This window comes from Nocardioides sp. Soil777, from assembly GCF_001428425.1.
In the GTDB taxonomy this organism is placed as follows: domain Bacteria; phylum Actinomycetota; class Actinomycetes; order Propionibacteriales; family Nocardioidaceae; genus Nocardioides; species Nocardioides terrigena.
This window is the reverse complement of the sequence record NZ_LMSN01000001.1, coordinates 434,128-452,693: the sequence shown is the minus strand read 5'-3', so window position 1 is coordinate 452,693 and position 18,566 is coordinate 434,128. Positions and strand designations below refer to the sequence as shown.

Here is an 18,566-nt window from a genome sequence, read left to right as displayed (position 1 = left end):
GTGTGCGGCGTACCCTTGAGGGCTGGTCCGTCCCCCGACTCTCCGAGGTGCTTCTCGCGTGTCCGTCTCCACCTCCGTGCCCGCTCCGGCGTCGGTCTTCCCGCTGCTGGAGTCCCGCCTCCCCTCGGTGCAGAAGCCGATCCAGTACGTCGGCGGCGAGCTCAACTCCACGGTGAAGGAGTGGGACTGCGCGCCCGACGGGGAGACCGTCCGCTGGGCCCTGATGTACCCCGACGCCTACGAGGTCGGCCTGCCCAACCAGGGCGTCCAGATCCTCTACGAGGTGCTCAACGAGCGCGACTGGATCGTCGCCGAGCGCACGTACGCCGTGTGGCCCGACATGGAGGCCGTCATGCGGGAGCACGACATCCCGCAGTTCACCGTCGACAGCCACCGTCCCGTGCGCGCCTTCGACGTCCTCGGGCTGTCGTTCTCCACCGAGCTCGGCTACACCAACATGCTCAACGCCCTCGACCTCGCGGGCATCGCCCTGCACGCGGCCGACCGCGGCGACGACGAGCCGATCGTGCTCGCCGGCGGGCACGCGGCCTTCAACCCCGAGCCGATCGCCGACTTCATCGACGCCGCCGTCCTCGGTGACGGCGAGGAGGTCGTGCTCGCGATCTCCGAGGTCGTCCGCGAGTGGAAGGCCGAGGGTCGCCCCGGTGGCCGCGACGAGCTGCTGCGCCGCCTCGCGGTGAGCGGCGGTGTCTACGTCCCGAAGTTCTACGACGTCGTCTACACCGCCGACGGCACCATCGAGGCCGTCGTCCCCAACAAGCCCGGCATCCCGTTCCGGGTCAGCAAGCACACGCTGATGGACCTCGACGCCTGGCCCTACCCGCGCAAGCCGCTGGTGCCGCTGGCCGAGACGGTGCACGAGCGCTTCAGCGTCGAGATCTTCCGCGGCTGCACGCGGGGCTGCCGCTTCTGCCAGGCGGGCATGATCACCCGACCGGTGCGCGAGCGCTCGATCAAGACCATCGGTGACATGGTCGAGAACGGCATCCGCAAGTCCGGCTTCGAGGAGGTCGGCCTGCTGTCGCTCTCCAGTGCAGACCACACCGAGATCGGCGAGGTCGCCAAGGGCCTGGCCGACCGCTACGAGGGCTCCAACGTCTCGCTCTCGCTGCCGTCGACCCGCGTCGACGCCTTCAACATCTCGCTGGCCAACGAGTTCTCCCGCAACGGGCGGCGCTCGGGCCTCACCTTCGCCCCCGAGGGCGGCTCGGAGCGGATGCGCAAGGTGATCAACAAGATGGTCACCGAGGAGGACCTGATCAACACCGTCGCCGCGGCCTACTCCCACGGCTGGCGGCAGGTCAAGCTCTACTTCATGGTCGGCCTGCCGACCGAGACCGACGAGGACGTCCTCCAGGTCGCCGAGCTCGCCAAGAAGGTCATCGCCAAGGGCCGCGAGGTCACCGGTCACAACGACATCCGTTGCACGGTGTCGATCGGCGGTTTCGTCCCCAAGCCGCACACGCCCTTCCAGTGGGCGGCCCAGCTCGACCACGAGACCACCGACAGCCGCCTCAAGAAGCTGCGCGACACCGTCCGCGAGGACAAGCGCTTCGGCCGGGCCATCGGCTTCCGCTACCACGACGGCAAGCCGGGCATCGTCGAGGGACTGCTGTCCCGCGGTGACCGCCGGGTCGGCCGCGTCATCGAGGAGGTCTGGCGCGACGGCGGTCGCTTCGACGGCTGGAGCGAGCACTTCTCCTACGACCGCTGGATGGCCGCCACCGAGCGCGGGCTCGCCGGCACCGGCGTCGACGTCGACTGGTACACCGTCCGTGAGCGCGAGTACGACGAGGTCCTGCCCTGGGACCACCTCGACTCGGGCCTCGACAAGGACTGGATGTGGGCCGACTGGGAGGACGCGCTGGCCGCGGCCGAGGGCGCCGACATCGAGGTCGAGGACTGCCGCTGGACGCCCTGCTACGACTGCGGGGTGTGCCCGGAGATGGGGACCGAGATCCAGATCGGCCCCACGGGCCAGACGCTGCTGCCGCTTTCCGTCGTGTAGGCCTCGGCTGCGTGCCAGACTCCGCCCCGTGCATCACGTGCTGGACCTCGGGTCCCGGAAGTTCTGGCGGTTCACGGGCCGGGCGGTCGACCTCGACGGGCGGGAGCGGTGGCTGGACGCGCCCGTCAGCCGCTCGTCCAAGGTGACGGCGGCGTGGCTGGAGGCCGAGGCGGCCCGGCACGGTGGGACCCTCGTCGAGGACGACCCGACGGCCGGTCTGCTGCCGTCCATGGCCGCCCTCGACGGCCCCGGCTTCGACGCGCGACGCCTGCGGCCGGAGATCCGCGACTTCTACGAGAACACCGCGGCGTGGCAGATGGAGGTGTGGACCGGGTGGTCACCGCTCTTCTGGCCCGCGGGGGAGCTGGTCTCCCGGTTGTGGGGCCGGCGGGTCGAGCAGCTCGCCCTGCCGATGCGCCCGCTCGACGTGGCCCACGGGATGAGCAGCCAGGTGACGCCGATCCATGACCACCGGGGCGTCCAGGTCGCGGCCGCCTGGACGCGCACGTTGCGCGGGAGCGGTCGCACCGCGTTCAGCGGGGCCTACTCGACGCGGACCCTTCCGGGGGCCGACCGGCCGAGCGTCCACGTCGCGTTCCCGCTCGAGTCGGGCAACGTCCAGGTGTTCCTGCGCCCGTCGGTGGTCGACGACGGCGGGCTCCTCCTCGAGTCGCCGAGCGGCGCGTTCGGCCAGGACGGCGCGTACGTCGTCGTACGGGACGCCCGCGACCACGCCGCCCGTGTGCCGCTCCACGAGCGTTTCCACGTGTACGTCGACCCGGACGGCGTCCTGCGCACCGACCACGAGCTGCGCCTCTGGAACGCCTCGGCCGTGCGGCTCCACTACAAGCTCGGACGCGCGCCGTGACGATCCACACCTTCCACCTCGCCGAGGTCCCGGCATCCGTGGGTGCCCGGGCGCTGGTGCGCCCGCCCGTGCCCGGCCGCTCCTCCGGGCTCGACCACGCCGAGTCGCTGTCGCTCATGCGGCTCGGAGCGCCCACGCTCTCGACCGACCGCCTGCAGCTGCGTCGCCTGGCCGTCTTCGCGCAGTGGCGTGACGAGGCCGCCGTCGATCGCTTCCTGGAGCAGGACCCGCTCGGCCGGTCGCTCGCGCTGGGGTGGCACGTGCGTCTGGAGTTCCTGCGGCGCTGGTCGACGCTGGCGGCGCTGCCCGGCCTGCCGGTGCGCGCCGGGTCGTGGGAGCAGGAGGAGCCCGTCGCCGCCGTGACCCTCGCCCGGATGCGCCTCGCCCAGGTGCCCCGCTTCCTGCACTGGGGCAAGCCGGCCGAGAGGCTCGTCCGCGACCACCCGGCGGCCACCCTCGCGCTCGCGGCCTTCCGGCCGCCCCGCACGATCGCGACCTTCTCGATCTGGCGCACCGTGCGCGAGATGGAGGAGATGGTGCACGGCCGCTCCGAGGGCCCGGGGCCGCAGCGGCACTCCGCCGCCATGGCCGAGCAGGAGCGCCGTGGCTTCCACCACGAGTTCGCGACCTACCGCTTCCGGCCGGTCTCGGAGCACGGTGCCTGGGAGGGGCGGACCGGCCTCGTGCCGCGGCCCCGATGACGACCCGCTCCAGCGCGTAGTCGGGGACGACCTCGTAGGCGATCGGCCGGTTCGGCCAACCGGATCGTCCCCAACTACGGGCGGGTGGAGGGGCCACGGTCACCCGCGGCGGACGTCCAGCTGCTGGTCGAAGTACCGGATGGTGCGGTCCATGCCGGCGAAGAAGGCAGGGCCGAAGGCGTGCCCGTCGTCGTACCACGCGAGGGTGCTGTCGACCCCGGCCCGCTGCATGGCCGACTGCGTAGCGCGGGCCCAGGCCGGGGGACAGGTGTCGTCGAAGCGGCCGTGCACGAGGAGCACCGGCTCGGTGATCTCGTCGAGGTAGGGCCGCGCCGAGGCGGCCCGCCAGAAGTCCGGCCGCTGCTCGGGCAGCCCGTGGGCCTGCACGATGGCCTCCTCGCGCGCGTCGCCGTCGGGCCGGATGAACTGGTTGAAGTTCTCCCCCTCCAGGGAGGAGACCGACGCCCACAGCGACCCCGCCTGCACCAGCCCGGGCTCCGCGATGAGGGCCTTCATCACCACGCCGCCGCCCATCGAGCGGCCCATCAGCGCCACCCGGTCGTCGTCCACGGGCACGTCACGGGCGGCGCGCAGGGCCCTGACGGCCGCGATCACGTCGGCGGAGTAGCCCAGGCGCAGGTCGCGGTCCGAGCGCGGGTCGTCGGTCGACTCGGCGTGCCCGCGGTAGTCGACGTGCAGCGCGACGTACCCTCGACTCGCGAGGACCCCGCGCTCGCGGGTCATCCCCTGGCCGCGGACGTAGTACGCGGGGTCGATGTAGCCGTGGGCCAGGACCACGGCGGGGAACGGCCCGCGCCCCGTCGGCACGTTGAGGACGCCGCTGATCGTGAAGCGCCGCGTCCCGCGATCGTCGGTGGTCGTCGCGCGATACGTCACGTCGTACGACGTGTAGGCGGCTGTCCGCTCCCGCACGGCACCCAGCCGGAGCCGGTCCCCGTCGTGCTCGCCGGCGGACAGGGCGGCCATCGAGACCGGGTGCGGGGGCTTGGTGGGCTCCTCCGTGGGCTCCTCCGTGGGCTCCTCGCTCGGCTTCTCGGCGGGTGAGGACGACGGCTCGGCCGGGGACGGCGACGAGGACTCCTCCTCCGACGGGTCGGAGGAGGTGGCGGCGGGCGACTCCGGCGACCCGGCGGAGTCCGACGCGCCCGAGCACCCGGCCAGGACGAGCACCACGGCGAGGGCGACGGCGAGCGGGCCGGCGAGCCGGTCGGCGGGGCGGCGTACGACCTTGGTCACGGCGAGAGCTCCTCGGGTCGGGACCTCCACGGTACGGGGGAGGCGGAGCGCAGGGTCGGGGGAAGAGGGTCCGGGGGGCAGCAGGCTCCCTCCGTCGCCGTCCTCGCGTCGTTATAGTGTGGCGCGGCTGGCAGGGGGTGGCGACGTGTTCTCTCCGTTGCCGGGTCAGTCCATCGACCAGGAGGTGCACGTGTCGGAAGAGTCGCGGCCGACCGGAGTTGTGATCAGCGTCCAGTCGCTGCTCTACCACACACCCATCGAGTCCATCGAGCGCATGCTCGACGCCTTGGACAACTCCTCGCGCATCGGTCTCGAGGAGGGGGTGTGCCGTGGCTTCGTGGTCACCCTGGGCGACGGCTCGTCGTCGAGGGTGCTCCGCGACGAGGACGTGGACGCCCTCCGCGCCCGCTGCCCGCACATCCACGAGATCAGGTACCACTGGTTCGCGCGCAACGTGGGCACCGCGCAGGGTCACAACGCGATGGCTGCGCTGCGTGACGACGCCGACTACGTCATCTTCTCCAACCCCGACGTGGTGGTGGAGCCACGCGCCGTCTGGCGCATGCTCGAGGTCTTCGACGATCCGGCCGTCGGCTTCGTCGAGGCCAAGCAGCTGCCGATCGAGCACCCCAAGGACTTCTCCTCCGCGACGGGCCAGACGTCGTGGGCGACGACGGCGTTCGCGATGACGCCGAGTGACCTCTTCCGGCAGCTCGAGGGCTTCGACGCCCAGACGTTCTTCATGTACTGCGACGACGTCGACTACTCCTGGCGCGTGCGCGAGGCCGACCGCACGGTCGTCTACCAGCCCGCCGCCGTGGTCTTCCACGACAAGTACCTCTCCACCGATGCCCGCTGGCAGCCCACCAACGCCGAGGTGCGCTACAGCGCGGAGGCGTCGCTCCTGATGGCGCACAAGTGGTCGCGACCGAGGCTGCTCAAGCGCATCCTGAAGATGTACGACGCGTCGGACGTCGGTGCGCAGCGCGCGGCGGCCGCGGAGTTCCGGCGACGTCGCTCGCGGGGACTCCTGGTCGAGCCGAGGGACCCGCAGCACCGGATAGGCACGTTCGTCAAGTACGGCTACGCGAAGCACAGGTACTCGCTGTGAGCAACGACTTCCACAAGTACGACAACGAGGTCCAGCCCGACAACAAGTTCGGGCACACCCTCGACCTCCTGCAGCGCCACCTGCCCCCGGCGGGGGAGGACGCCGTGCACCTCGACCTCGCCTGCGGCTTCGGGCACATCGCGGAGCCGATCGTCGACCTGTTCGGCCTGCACTACGTCGGCGTCGACATCGACGACGGCGAGCTCGACGACCTGCGCGAGCGCGGGCTCGAGGCGCACGCGCTCGACCTGACGGACCCGGAGGTCGGCGACCACCTCCGCAAGGTGCTCGACGGTCGGCGACTGGCCTCGGTGACCTTCCTGGACGGCCTCGAGCACCTGGTCGATGGCTCCCACGTGCTCGCGGCGTTGGGCGACCTGGTGGCGGAGCACCGGGCCGTCGCGGTCACCAGCGTCCCCAACGCGACCCACCTCGACGTGGGCATCAAGACCCTGCTCGGACGGTGGGACTACACCGAGGCGGGGCTCCTCGACATCACCCACTACCAGCTCTACAGCCACGCCTCCCTCCGCCGCACCCTGCGTCGGGCCGGCCTCAACGTCCTCGACACCCACGACGTGCTGGTGGTGCGCAGCGACCAGCACTTCCCCACCGACCACGTCGGCCTGGCGGAGACCAGCGCATTCTCCGGCTACCTGCGGTCCGTCCGGTCGAGGGCGGAGCCGCACGGCTACGTCAACCAGTTCGTGTGGGCCCTCAGCGCCGCCCCACCCGTGCAGGGACCGGCGTACGTCGAGCCGCAGGAGCGGTCCGGCGACGTCTTCCTCAGCGTCATCATGCGCACCCAGGGGCGCCGTCCCCAGGAGCTGCGCGAGGCGCTGTTGTGCCTGGCCGCCCAGTCGGTGCAGGACTTCGAGGTCCTGATCGTGGGTCACCGGACGGAGGTCGCGGAGCAGAAGTCCGTCGAGGCGATCATCGCCGAGCAGCCGCCCTACCTCCGCGATCGGATCCGCTTCGAGCGGCTCGACCGTGGCCAGCGCTCGGCGCCGATCAACCGGGGCATCGAGCTCGCCACGGGCCGCTACGTCGCGATCTTCGACGACGACGACGTGGTCATGGGCGACTGGGTCAAGGAGTTCGCGGACGCCGAGCGTGAGCACGGCGGCCGGCTGCTGCGTTGCGTGGCCCTGCGCCAGGACGTCGCCATCGACACCGTGCTCGGGCTCCCGGCAGTCCGCTCCACCTCCGCGCCCAAGGCGCTCTACAACGCGACCTTCTCCCTGACCGAGCACCTGGTCACCAACCAGTCCCCACCGATCGGCTGGGTGTTCCCACGGTCCCTGGTCACCGACTTCGGACTCCACTACGACGACTCGATGACCACCACCGAGGACTGGGAGTTCCTCCTGCAGGCGGCCGAGCTCGCCGGGGTGACGGACATCGACCGGGGCACCGCGATCTACCGCTGGTGGGACAAGAGGGAGTCCTCGCGGACGGCCCACCCGCCGGGCGAGTGGGCACAGAACCAGCGCGAGATCGAGCGACGCATCGACTCGCGTCCCTTCCTGCTCCCCGCGGGCGAGACCCGGACCCTGCGTCGTGAGCTCTCGGAGCTGCGCACCCTGCGCAAGCGGGTCGAGCTGCAGGCCGGCAAGATCCAGCGGCTCGAGGCGCGCAAGGCCAGCCAGGCCAAGCGCATCGCCCAGCTGCAACGCCGGGTGGCTCGGCCCGACGCGGCCCCGCAGACGCCAGAGCACGTCTCGCTGCGAAGCCGGCTCCGTCCTCGGACCCGTGCTCGCGCTCTCCTCGCGCGGGCGCGCCGGGGCCGGACCTGAGTCGGACCGGTGTTCCGACCGGGCTGAGGGCTCAGCTGCGGGCGCGACCCGTGACCAGCTCGACGTCGTAGTCGGGCGCCGTCGGGCACGTCCTGGCCAGGATGCGCTCCAGGCGGGGCGACCGGGTCACCACCCGCATGTCTCCTCCCCAGGTCGTGATGGCCGAGCACACGGCCACCGGGTCGGTGGAGTCCATCGTGTACGCCGGGAACCGGATCGGGTCGGCGATGCTCGTGGCGCCCGACTGCAGCAGCCAGAAGTTCATCAGGCTGTCGAGGGCGACAGCCTCGGGCCCGTGGTAGAGCGAGACGATCGTCCGCGGCTCCTCGGCCATCAGGTCGAACATCGTGTCGTACGTCGCGTCGTACCCGATGTCGTCGTGCAACCGCACCGGCGTGAACGCGTTGGCGAGCGTGACCGGGCGCAGCGGCGGGGTCACCTGGAACATCAGCGCGAACGGGACCGCCAGCGCCAGGAGCACGCCACCCCCGCGCCACAGGCGTCGGGTGACCCGGCTGAACGGCTGGTGCAGCTCGCTGAACAGGATGAGGACCAGCACCGACATCACGATCCACGTGAACTTGATGGGGTAGTACCCCCACATCGGCAGGTCGGCAGCGGTGCGGGTGCCGATCAGCTGGTACGCCGCCAGCCCTGCGGCCGGCAGGGCGACCCAGTAGCCACAGCGCACCTCGGGGCGGATCCAGCGGTGGAGGAGGAGCACGAGCAGCGACAGGCCGACGACGGTGCCCATGACCCAGCGGTGGTCGAAGTTGGGGTGACCGCCGTCGACGCCGGGGACGCCGCCCGAGGAGCGCAGGTCGGGCAGCGTGACGAGGAGGGCGTAGCTCGCCGCGCCGACCAGGGCGGAGGCGGGGACGACAAGGAGCCACCCGGCTCGGCGCAGCGCCCTGCGCTCCGCGACGACCGCGGCCACCAGCCACAGGGCCGGGACCAGCACGACCGGGCCCCAAGCCATGGCGCTGGCCCACGTGGCCAGCACGAGCCCGGTCACCGAGGCGACGGGGTGCTCGCGGTGGGCGACCCAGCAGATCCATCCGAGCAGCAGGATGAGCATGGCGGGCGGAGAGTTCTGGTAGCCGTAGGCCAGCGCGAAGCCGGCCACGCACCACATCCAGGGGAGCAGCCCGGCCGCGGCACCGACGGTGACCCGCCGACCCGGGTGTCGGGGTCCGTGGCGCAGGGCGAGCAGCGACCCCGCCACGCCGAGGAGCATGAGGAAGCCGAGCCCGAGGAGGCCGCCGTGCAGCACCAGCTGGCGCACGGTGTCGGCCTGCGTCGCGTCGCCCAGGGAGGGGGCCGCCCAGGAGGCGTGCACCACGGTCGCCAGCGGCGCGGTGTTGCCCTGGGCGCGGAGCAGTCCGCCCTGCTCGACGAACTCGCGGTTGAGGATCATGTTGTTGGCCGCGTCGCCGGCCATCGCCCAGCCCAGCCAGGGTGACTCGCCGGAGGCGGCGGTCCAGCCGAAGTAGGCGGCCAGCGCGAGCGGCGTGACGACGGCCCCGGCGAGGGTCGCCCACTGCCGGGTGCCCGGCTGGGGCAGCGGCCGGGAGGCGCCCCACAGGGCATGCAGCACTCCGAAGAGCGCCCAGGCGACCGTGTTGTCCGTCGCCAGGGACCCACCCACGTGGGGGGCGAGCCAGGCGAAGCAGACCTGCGCGACCAGGCCGTAGAGGAGCACCACCGCGAAGGAGAGCCGCCACCCGAGCTCGCGGGCGTGGGAGGCCACCGCGACCGACAGCGCCGCGAAGGCCAGGGGGAGCGCGGTGTCGCTCAGCAGCGTCAGCACCAGGCCGACGGCGACGACCAGCTGCCACAGGAGCAGCCGTCGCCCGTGGCGGCGGGCGCGGGCGTGCTGCACGATCCCCCTCCTCACGTGGCCGAGCGGCCCCAACTATAGGAAGCGAGGACCCGCGGCCGGACTGCGGGTCGCCCCGGCGGCGCCGGGCCTATGCTGACCGTCCACCGCCGGGCCCATCGAGGAGCCTTCTTGACCGACCAGTGCCGCGCCTGTGAGACCGCCACCGACCCCTTCGCCGACGGGACCGTCCTGGGTCACGTGGACGTTCGCTACTCCCGCTGCCCCTCGTGCGGCATGGTGATGGCGCTCGACCCGACCTGGCTGGACGAGGCCTACGGCGACGCGATCGCCAAGCTCGACGTGGGGCTGCTGGACCGTTGCCAGATCCTGGCCAGCGTCACCGCCAGCGTGCTGCGCGCCGAACGCATGCGGGGCGGCCGCTTCCTCGACTGGGCAGGCGGCTACGGCACCCTCACCCGGCTGATGCGTGATCGTGGCTACGACTTCGCGCACAACGACCCGATGGCGGTCAACGTGTTCGCGGAGGGACACGAGGTGGCCGACCCGGGCGCGGAGCGCTGGGACATGATCACCGCCTTCGAGGTGCTGGAACACCTGACCGACCCGCTCGCCGCCCTGGCACCGCTCGCCGCGAGCACCGACCGGCTGCTGGCCACCACGCAGGTCCTCCCGTCACCCGCGCCGGCGCCGACCGACTGGGACTACTACGCCCTCGAGTCCGGGCAGCACATCACGTTCTACACCGGCGACTCGCTCGAGCAGCTCGCCCGCCGGCTCGGCTTCGACGGGGTCGTCACCAGCTCCCTGGTGCACCTGTTCTACCGAGGCCGGTTGTCGCCGGTGACGCGCGCGTTGGTGCGCCGCCCCGGGGTGAGCTACGGGTTGGGCCACCTCTCGTCCCTGGCCGACCGCCGCCACTCGCGGCTGATGAGCGACCACGACGCCGTACGGAGTCGGCTGACGGGGACCTCCGGGCGCTGACCGGCAGGACCGGGGACCTACGCGGCAGTCGGGGTCGTGCGACGGCGGGGCTTGTGGCGCAGCGCCGGACGCTCGACGTAGCGCCACGACGCGATCGCCATGAGCCACACGACCGGCGTGGCCAGGCCGGTCACGAGCCACGGGTCCGTGTCGTTGCCGACGAGGTGGACGATGGTCTGCTGGATCGGGAAGGCCCAGATGTAGACGCCGTACGACGCGTCGCCGTACCGGGTCATGCCTCGCGCGAAGCGGGGCAGCGCGTAGGCGAACCAGTAGGACAGGTAGACCGCGGCGACCGTCCACACGACGACCCGCAGCGGGTCGGGACCCAGCGCGGTGACGGCGCACAGCAGGAGCGTGCCGAGGGCGATCGGCGTGCTCAGCACGATCCGGTCGCGGTGCGTGTACGCTGCCGCGCCGACCGCGAAGGCGGCCAGGACGTACGCCGAGCCGACCGCGTCGGACATCGTCGTCACCCACCAGGCGGCCCACACGAGGCTGGTCGCCGCGACGAGCGTGACCACCCACCGGCTGGCCAGCAACCCGGCCGTGCCGAGGACGAAGACCATCAGGTAGGCGAAGACCTCCACCGGCAGGCTCCACAGCGAGCCGTTGACGGCGCCGGCGTAGACCGTGTCGTCGAAGACGCCGGGCAGCTGCGCGCCGAACGGCACCATCAGGATCAGCTTGACCGGGTAGAGCCAGGTCTCCGGCGACGAGAAGTAGCCGCCCAGCGACCGGGCGGTCACCAGCGGCCCGAGCACGAAGGCCGTGAGCAGCGCGGTGACGACCAGGGCCGGCATCAGGCGCAGCGCCCGCTTGGCCCAGAAGTCGCGGGGCGAGGGGTCGTACTCCCAGCTGCGCCGGATGAGCAGGCCGCTCACCGCGAAGAAGACGAGCACGCCGAGGTTGCCCAGCGTCGTGTCGAACTGGTGCAGCGGCTGGTCACGGCCGACCAGCGCGTAGGAGTGCGACACCAGCACCGCCCAGGCGGCGAGGAGGCGCAGCAGGTCGAAGTTGTTGTCCCGGCTGCTGAGCTGGTCGCCGAGCCGCACGCCGCGCAGGGTCACCCCGAGGGGCGTCGTCCGGGCGGCATGGGGCGGTGAGGTCACACGGAGCACGGTAGCAACGCGGCGCCTCCCGACCGCTGTCGGCGGGGCCCTAGGATCGTGCCTCGTGGCTGCCGACGTGACTCCTGTCCGCCGCGGCTCCCCGGGTCCACCGGTCGTCGCGGCCGCCCTCGTCAGCGGTGTCGTCGGGTACGTCGTCCTCGTGCTGGCGGCGCGAGAGCTCAGCGCTGCGGACAACGCCGACTTCCTCGTCTTCTGGGGTGCCCTGTTCGGGGTGTTCGGCGTCCTCATCGGGATCACCACCGAGACGACCCGCGCGGTCTTCGCCGGCGGCGGCGCGTCCGCGTCCGGGGCGCGGGTGCTGCCCACCGCCCTGGCGCTCGGTGCCAGCGCCGTCGCCGTGATCGGCCTCTCCGGCCCGCTCTGGGCCCCGCACCTGTTCGGTGACCGGTGGCTCGCGCTGCTCCTGGCGATGCTGCTCGGGGTGGCGCTGTTCACGGTCCACTCCGCGATGGGCGGGGCGACGGCCGGTCGCGGCGAGTGGACGTCGTACGCCACGCTGGTCGGTGTCGAGTCGACCACCCGCCTGGTGCTGGGTGCTGCCGTGGTGCTCCTCGGCGGCCGCGTCGTGGGCCTGGCCTGGGCGGTGGCCGCCGCGTGCGGAGCCTGGCTGGTGCTGTCGCTCACCTCAGCCCGCTACCGCAGAGCGTGGCGCACGCGCGCCGACGTCGACCGGGCCGGGCTCCTGCGGAGGATGCTCACCGCCTGCACGGCCTCGGGCGCCTCCGCGGTGCTGCTGGTGGGTTTCCCCGTGCTGCTGAGGATCACGACGCCGGACGACGTGTTCGCGGGCGCCGCGCCCCTCATCCTCGCCGTCTCCCTGTCCCGAGCCCCGTTGCTGGTGCCACTGGGGGCCTACCAGAACGTCGTGGTCACCAAGGTCGTCGCGCAGGGCGTCGGTGCGCTCAAGGGCGCCGGCGAGGTCCTCCTCGCCGCCACCGTGGTCGGTGCCGTGCTGGCCTACCTGCTCGGGCCGTTCGCCCTCCACGTCATCAACCCGGCGTACGACGTGCCTGCCTGGACCTTCGCCGCACTGGTGGTGGCTGCCGGGCTCGTGTGCCTGTTGACCCTCACCGGGGCGACGAGCATGGCGCTGGACCACCACGGCGCCTACCTCGGCGGCTGGCTGGCCGCCACCGGCACGACCGCCCTGGTCCTCGTGCTCCTGCAGCAGCAGGACCTCGAGGCCCGGGTGGTCGTCGCGCTGGTAGTCGGGCCGCTCGTCGGCATGGCCGTCCATGTCCTCTTCGGTGCCCGCCGGGATCGGTTAGAGTCGCCCACCGCTCGCCCCTGACGGAAGGTCCCGGATGCCTCGCCCCCTCGTGCTCGTCGACATGTTGTCCTACACGGGCACCAAGGGCGGGATGGAGACCTACACCCGCGAGCTGTACCGCCAGCTCGGCCGGATGGAGACCGGGTTCGAGTTCGTGGCCCTCGCGAGCCGGGAGGGTGGGCGCCTGGACCTGTCGTGGTTCCCCGGCGAGGTCGTGCGGTCACGGATCAGCGGTGAGAACCGGTTCGTCTGGGCCTTCGGGGAGCTCGTCGCCTCGAGCGTGGTCGCCCGCCGGCGCCAGGCCGACCTGGTGCACTGCCCGGCCACGCTGGGCCCGGTGCGCACCTCGATGCCCACGGTGCTCACGATCCACGACATGCTCTACTGGAGCCACCCCGAGTACATGGTGACGCCCTTCTACACGCGTCCGGTGATGTGGATGGAGCGGCGGGCGTCGGCCAACGCGGCCCATGTCATCACCGACAGTGCGGTGTCCGCGGACGAGATCCACAAGTTCCTCGGCTACCCGCGGGAGCGACTGACCGTGGTCCCGCTGGCCGCCTCGCACCCGGCGACGCTGGCCAGGGACGCGGGGGAGAACCTCATCCTGGCCAGCGGCCAGCGCCGCCCGTACAAGAACTGGGACGCGCTCATCCGCGCCCTCGCCCTGGTCGACGAGTCGGTCCGGCCGCGTCTGGTCATCACCGGGGGCGGCAAGGGCGAGGACCCGCTGGCGCCGGTGGTCCGCGAGACGGGCATGGAGCAGTGGGTCGAGCTCAAGGGGTGGATCGAGGACGCCGAGCTGGCGGACCTGCGCCGCCGGGCCCGGGCCATGGCGTTCCCGACTCTCGCGGAGGGCTTCGGGCTGCCCGTGCTGGAGGCGATGACGATGGGCCTGCCCGTCATCGCCAGCGACCTCCCCGTGCTGCGCGAGGTCGGCGGCGACGCCGCGATCTGGTTCGACCCGCACGACCTCGGGTCGATCGCGGAGGCGATGCGCACCGTGGCCACCCGTCCCGACGTCGCAGAGCGCCTGTCGGCGGAGGGCCTGGTGCAGGCGCGGAAGTTCAGCTGGGAGCGCGTCGCCCGGGAGACCCTCGACGTCTTCGAGCAGGTCCTCGGGCGCTGACCCGGCGCCTCAGCCGACGGACGTCACGGCCGGCCCAGTGCGTGCCGGGTCAGTGTGCGCACGCCCGGCCACGACCGCGTCCGCACCGCGGCCGGCACCTGGGTGGCGGCGTACAGGCGCGAGGCCGGGTGGAGGCGTGCAGCGCGCGCGGCACGGCGGTAGCCGTGGTCCTCGCAGCGCGAGGCCGCGATCCTGAAGTACTGCTGCTCGCCGACGAAGCGGCGCCCGTCCGAGACGGTCGCCGTGGACGCGCTCGCCAGGTGCCGGCGGTAGGCGAACACCTCGTCCGGCAGCACCAGCATCGCCGAGCCCGCCAGCGTCATGTCGACGAGCAGCGCCAGGTCCTGCACGAGCGGGAAGCCGTCGAGGAAGGAGTGCCTGCGCAACGCAGCGGTGCGGAAGGCCAGCGAGGGCCAGTAGGACCAGTTGCCGCGCAGCAGCGAGACCGCCAGCGGCTCGCCGGCGAGGGTGGTGGGTCCGTCGATGCGGGGGGCGAACATGCGGCGCTTGACGCGGTCCACGAGAGGACGCACGCGATTCCCCTCCTCGTCGATGACGACCACGCCAGGCTGGACGACGTCGACGCGGTCCTCGGCGGTCGCGATCGCAGCCCGCACCGTTCGGACGTAGTCACGCAGCATCACGTCGTCGCATCCCAGGAAGACCATCCACTCGGCGGTGGCCAGCTCCAGGCAGCGGCGGTAGTTGTCGGTGATGCCCAGGTTGGTCTCGTTGCGCAGGTAGGTGACCCGCTCGTCACCGAGCCCCGCGAAGTAGCGCGGCACGCTCTCGTCCGGGTAGCAGTCGTCGACCACGGTCAGCCGCCAGTCGGGATCGGACTGGGCCAGCACGCTCTCCACGGCCTCCACGAGCAGCGCGGGCTCCCCCCAGAACGGGATGAAGACGTCGATCACGCAGGGGGTCCTGGCTCGGTGTCGCCCGCCGGGGACTCAGCCGTCACGGTCCGGTCGCGTACGACGGACCGCTCCATGCCGTAGCGCTCCAGCGCCTCCAGCACGGCGATGCGCCGAGCGAGCTGGTGCAGCTGGTCGCGCGACTCCTGCCCGCGGAGGTACTGGTTGACGACGTAGAAGCCGAAGGTCACCGAGACCAGGTAGAGCACCAGGTCGGTGCCGCGACCGACGCCCACGAGGTTGGCCGCGGTGCTGACGAGTCCGGGGGCCAGGACCGCGATGACCACGACGACCATCAGCGCCACGAAGGCCATCTTCTTCCAGGCGTCGGCGCTGTGCGCGCTGCGGCTGCGCAGGGCCACCAGGAACAGGAAGGCGACGGCCGCCAGCAGGATGACTTGGACGATGATCATCAGCGGCTGACCTTCCGGAGCAGGGTGTCGAACGCGATGTTGATGGCGTTGACGGCGGGCTGGCCCTTGGCGACCGAGTAGTCGGAGTAGTCGATGGTCACCGGCACCTCGACGAAGCGGTAGCGGTTGCGCGCGATCAGCTCGATGATCTCGCTGGCGTGCGTCATGTCGGGGGCGGTGATGCGCAGGGTGTCGGCCACGTGCCGGTTGAACACGCGCAGTCCGTTGTGGGCATCGGTGAGTCGCACGCCGGAGGTGAGGTTGCTGAACTTCACGGCGGCCTTGAGGAGCAACCGCTTGAAGGGGCTGGCGCCGACCGCGGTGCCGAGGAAGCGGGACCCGAGCACGATGTCCACGTCCGTGGTGTCGAGCACCTCCAGCATGCGCAGCGCGTCCGCGACGCGGTGCTGGCCGTCGGCGTCGAAGGTGACGAAGCGGGTGACGCCGGGCAGGAGGCGGGCGAACTCGATACCGGTCTGGATCGCGGCACCCTGGCCCATGTTGATGGGGTGGTTGACCAGGTAGGCACCGGCCTTGAGGATCTCGTCCGCCGACCCGTCGGAGCTGCCGTCGTTGACGCACACGACGTGCGGGCACATCTCGCGGATGCCCGCCACCACCGAGCCGATGACCTCCGCCTCGTTGTACACGGGCACCACAAACGCGACGTCTCTCACTTGCTCCAACATACCGGTTGCGCGCCGGGACCACCTATCCGGCGCAGGGGTCTGGGGCGTCCCACAGGCCGGGGTGTGTGGCTCGTCGTGCCCGGGGGTGGTGGCACCTCGTCTAGGATTCCGCGGTGCCTCGACAGTGCCCCGCGGCGATCAAGAAGACCCGGTGACCTCCCCGGTCCGCCTGGTGACTGACGTCGAGCGTCGCGCCCGGATGGCCCGCCGGCACGGGATCGCCCCACTGCACCGGGTGGCCGACCCGGTGGCGGCCACCCGCGCGATGACGGTCCTGCACTCGACGGAGCCGCCGACGCCCTACCTCTCCATCCACGCGCGGGTCAACGGCGTCACCCGGGCCGACGTGGACCGGGCGCTGTACGACGACCGCACCCTCGTCAAGCAGCTGGCCATGCGTCGCACGCTCTTCGTCTTCCCCCGCGACCTGCTGCCCGCCGCGTGGGGGAGCGCGTCGGAGCGGGTTGCCGGCATCGAGGGCCGCCGTATCGCCAAGGACGTGGAGAAGGCGGGCATCGCCCCGGACGGGGGGGCCTGGCTGGTCGCCGCCCGCGCCCGGGTGCTCGCCCACCTCGACGACCACCCCGACGGGATCGCGGCCGGTGACCTCAGGGTGCTCTTCCCCGAGCTGTCCACGCCGGTCGCGGTCTCGGCGGGCTCGACGTGGAACCACACCCGCCTGCTCACCCACCTCGGCCTCACCGCCGACCTGGTGAGGGGGCGCAACGGCGGCCACTGGCGCATCTCGCGTCCGGTGTGGGTCCCGATGGAGCAGTGGCTGGGGGAGCGGCCGGTCCCTGCCTCGCACGACGAGGGGTACGCCGAGCTGGTCGGTCGCTGGTTGCGGACCTTCGGGCCCGGCACCGAGACCGACGTCGTCTGGTGGCTGGGGGCGACCAAGGGCGCCGTACGACGCGCGCTCGCGGACCTCGGTGCGGTCACGGTCTCGCTGGAGTCCGGCGAGACCGGCTGGCTGCTGCCCGACGACCTCGAGCCCGAGCCGGCGGTGGAGCCGTGGGCGGCGCTGCTCCCGGTGCTCGACCCCACGCTGATGGGCTGGAAGCAGCGGGACTGGTACCTCGACCCGGCCCACGTCCCCTACCTCTTCGACACCAACGGCAACGGCGGCACCACCGCATGGGTCGACGGCCGGGTGGTGGGCTGCTACGTCCAGGACGCCGAGGGAGAGGTGCACGTCGTGCTGCGCGAGGACCCGGGCGCGGAGGCGCGGGCCGCGCTCGACACGGAGGCCGAGCGGCTCACCGGGTGGCTGGCGGGGGAGTCGGTCAACAGCGTCTACGCCTCCCGCCAGATGCGCGAGGCACGCCTTCCCTGACGGGCCCTCGACCGCGTTTGCCGCGGCGGGGCCGCCCGCGGATAGCCTGTGCCCGCCATGCCACGCCAGGACCCCCCGCAGCAGCCGCCCCCCGTCCAGCGCCTCCGGGTGCGCTACGCCAAGCGGGGCCGCCTGCGCTTCACCAGCCACCGCGACTTCAGCCGCGCCTTCGAGCGGGCCGTCTTCCGCGCCCGCATCCCGATGGCCTACTCCTCGGGCTTCAACCCGCACCCCCGGATCTCGTACGCCGGCGCCGCCCCGACCGGGTCGGCGAGCGAGGCGGAGTACCTCGAGATCGCGCTGGCCGACGTCCTCGTGCCCGCCGAGGTGCACGCCCTGCTCGACGAGGCCCTCCCCGAGGGGCTGGACGTGATCGCGGTGGTGGAGTCGCCGGGCGGATCGCTCGCGGACCGGCTCGAGGCCAGCCGTTGGCGCATCGACATCGACGGTGCGCCCGAGGTCGTCGAGGCCGCGGCCGCCGCCTTCCTGGCCGCCGACGAGATCCTGGTCGAGCGGATGACCAAGAAGGGCCTGCGCGAGTTCGACGCGCGCGGCGCGGTGGTCGCACTCTCGGTGACGACGTCCGGGTACGACGACAGGTCGGCCCTCGACCTGGTGCTGCGCCACGGTGTCCCGTCGGTGCGGCCCGACGACGTGCTCACCGCGCTGGTGTCCGTCTCCGACGTGGAGCCCGGCCCGGCACCCCTGATGACCCGTCTGGCCCAGGGCCCGCTGTCCGACGACGGCACGGTCGGCGACCCCTTCGAGGCCTGAGCCCGCGCCGGGCGCCTCGGGCTTCTTTCCTCGCGCGGGTGCGCAGCTCTCGAGGTCGTCCCGTGGCTCGTCCCTGCGCGGGTGCGCAGCTCTGGTGCGGCGCCCGGGCTGTTCCCTGCGCAGGCGCACAGGGAAGGCGTCCGGCCATGGCTGGAGTCCTGCGCACGTGCGTGACGGACGCTCCCGACGCTGTCCAGCGCCTCGCTCGTGGTGACCGCGATCGGGCGGCGATGTGCGATACTCGCCACGTTCGACTCGAGGTGGTCCGCCACCGCGATGCCGGACCGACGACGTTCTCGCCGTACCGATCAAGGTCGGCACA

16 protein-coding genes are annotated in these 18,566 nt (G+C 72.2%); 10 read left to right on the top strand and 6 right to left on the bottom strand.

Features of this window, described 5'->3' with window-relative positions:
- Nucleotides 1-58 precede the first annotated feature (58 nt).
- The 3 genes from ASG88_RS02175 to ASG88_RS02165 are packed head-to-tail and all read left to right on the top strand — an operon-like array spanning nucleotide 59 to nucleotide 3,598.
- Nucleotides 59-2,029, top strand: a complete 1,971-nt coding sequence (locus ASG88_RS02175) for a TIGR03960 family B12-binding radical SAM protein (RefSeq protein WP_200956311.1) — start codon at nucleotides 59-61, stop codon at nucleotides 2,027-2,029.
- A 28-nt stretch (nucleotides 2,030-2,057) separates the two neighbouring features.
- On the top strand, nucleotides 2,058-2,897 hold the full coding sequence (locus ASG88_RS02170) for a hypothetical protein (protein ID WP_056885739.1): 840 nt from the start codon (nucleotides 2,058-2,060) through the stop codon (nucleotides 2,895-2,897).
- Nucleotides 2,894-3,598: a hypothetical protein gene (locus tag ASG88_RS02165; protein WP_056885738.1), complete on the top strand. Its 705-nt coding sequence runs from the start codon at nucleotides 2,894-2,896 to the stop codon at nucleotides 3,596-3,598. The genes ASG88_RS02170 and ASG88_RS02165 overlap by 4 nt, the downstream gene beginning before the upstream one ends.
- A 99-nt stretch (nucleotides 3,599-3,697) precedes the next feature.
- Here ASG88_RS02165 and ASG88_RS02160 read toward each other — a convergent pair whose 3' ends face one another.
- Nucleotides 3,698-4,855 carry an alpha/beta hydrolase family protein gene (locus ASG88_RS02160; protein WP_235534690.1) on the bottom strand — a complete coding sequence of 386 codons (1,158 nt, stop codon included), beginning with the start codon at nucleotides 4,853-4,855 and terminating at the stop codon, nucleotides 3,698-3,700.
- A 190-nt stretch (nucleotides 4,856-5,045) separates the two neighbouring features.
- Between ASG88_RS02160 and ASG88_RS22860 the strand changes: the two genes are divergently transcribed.
- Together ASG88_RS22860 and ASG88_RS02150 are read left to right on the top strand one after the other, a co-directional pair.
- Complete coding sequence (locus ASG88_RS22860; protein ID WP_157559510.1) at nucleotides 5,046-5,966, top strand: glycosyltransferase; 921 nt, start codon at nucleotides 5,046-5,048, stop codon at nucleotides 5,964-5,966.
- The gene (locus ASG88_RS02150) at nucleotides 5,963-7,762 is read left to right on the top strand and encodes a methyltransferase domain-containing protein (RefSeq protein ID WP_056885736.1); all 1,800 of its coding nucleotides are present in this window, start codon (nucleotides 5,963-5,965) and stop codon (nucleotides 7,760-7,762) included. Before ASG88_RS22860 ends, ASG88_RS02150 begins: the two co-directional genes overlap by 4 nt.
- Before the next feature lie 31 nt (nucleotides 7,763-7,793).
- Here ASG88_RS02150 and ASG88_RS02145 read toward each other — a convergent pair whose 3' ends face one another.
- A complete protein-coding gene (locus ASG88_RS02145; protein ID WP_056885735.1) occupies nucleotides 7,794-9,644 on the bottom strand; it encodes a hypothetical protein in 1,851 nt (616 codons plus the stop codon).
- A 129-nt stretch (nucleotides 9,645-9,773) separates the two neighbouring features.
- Between ASG88_RS02145 and ASG88_RS02140 the strand changes: the two genes are divergently transcribed.
- Entirely contained in the window at nucleotides 9,774-10,586 is an 813-nt protein-coding gene (locus ASG88_RS02140; protein WP_056885734.1) for a class I SAM-dependent methyltransferase, read from the top strand.
- Between the two features lie 17 nt (nucleotides 10,587-10,603).
- Here the strand turns inward: ASG88_RS02140 and ASG88_RS02135 are convergent, their stop codons facing one another.
- Complete coding sequence (locus ASG88_RS02135; protein WP_162259799.1) at nucleotides 10,604-11,698, bottom strand: acyltransferase family protein; 1,095 nt, start codon at nucleotides 11,696-11,698, stop codon at nucleotides 10,604-10,606.
- A 64-nt stretch (nucleotides 11,699-11,762) separates the two neighbouring features.
- Here ASG88_RS02135 and ASG88_RS02130 point away from each other — a divergent pair, with 64 nt between their 5' ends.
- A complete protein-coding gene (locus ASG88_RS02130; RefSeq protein WP_056885732.1) occupies nucleotides 11,763-13,010 on the top strand; it encodes a hypothetical protein in 1,248 nt (415 codons plus the stop codon).
- Nucleotides 13,011-13,023: 13 nt separating this feature from the next.
- Nucleotides 13,024-14,118, top strand: coding sequence for a glycosyltransferase family 4 protein (locus ASG88_RS02125; protein ID WP_056885731.1), 1,095 nt, complete (start codon nucleotides 13,024-13,026; stop codon nucleotides 14,116-14,118).
- 23 nt (nucleotides 14,119-14,141) lie between these two features.
- Here the strand turns inward: ASG88_RS02125 and ASG88_RS02120 are convergent, their stop codons facing one another.
- From ASG88_RS02120 to ASG88_RS02110, 3 genes are read right to left on the bottom strand one after another with little or no spacing between them, the layout of a single operon-like run.
- Entirely contained in the window at nucleotides 14,142-15,032 is an 891-nt protein-coding gene (locus ASG88_RS02120) for a glycosyltransferase family 2 protein (RefSeq protein WP_056885730.1), read from the bottom strand.
- A complete protein-coding gene (locus ASG88_RS02115) occupies nucleotides 15,029-15,445 on the bottom strand; it encodes a DUF2304 domain-containing protein (protein ID WP_056885729.1) in 417 nt (138 codons plus the stop codon). The genes ASG88_RS02120 and ASG88_RS02115 overlap by 4 nt, the downstream gene beginning before the upstream one ends.
- A complete protein-coding gene (locus ASG88_RS02110) occupies nucleotides 15,445-16,122 on the bottom strand; it encodes a glycosyltransferase family 2 protein (protein ID WP_235534689.1) in 678 nt (225 codons plus the stop codon). The genes ASG88_RS02115 and ASG88_RS02110 overlap by 1 nt, the downstream gene beginning before the upstream one ends.
- A 163-nt stretch (nucleotides 16,123-16,285) precedes the next feature.
- Here ASG88_RS02110 and ASG88_RS02105 point away from each other — a divergent pair, with 163 nt between their 5' ends.
- Both ASG88_RS02105 and ASG88_RS02100 read left to right on the top strand, forming a co-directional pair.
- Nucleotides 16,286-17,470, top strand: a complete 1,185-nt coding sequence (locus ASG88_RS02105; RefSeq protein WP_235534688.1) for a winged helix DNA-binding domain-containing protein — start codon at nucleotides 16,286-16,288, stop codon at nucleotides 17,468-17,470.
- Between the two features lie 57 nt (nucleotides 17,471-17,527).
- On the top strand, nucleotides 17,528-18,244 hold the full coding sequence (locus ASG88_RS02100) for a TIGR03936 family radical SAM-associated protein (RefSeq protein WP_056886030.1): 717 nt from the start codon (nucleotides 17,528-17,530) through the stop codon (nucleotides 18,242-18,244).
- Nucleotides 18,245-18,566: the final 322 nt, after the last annotated feature.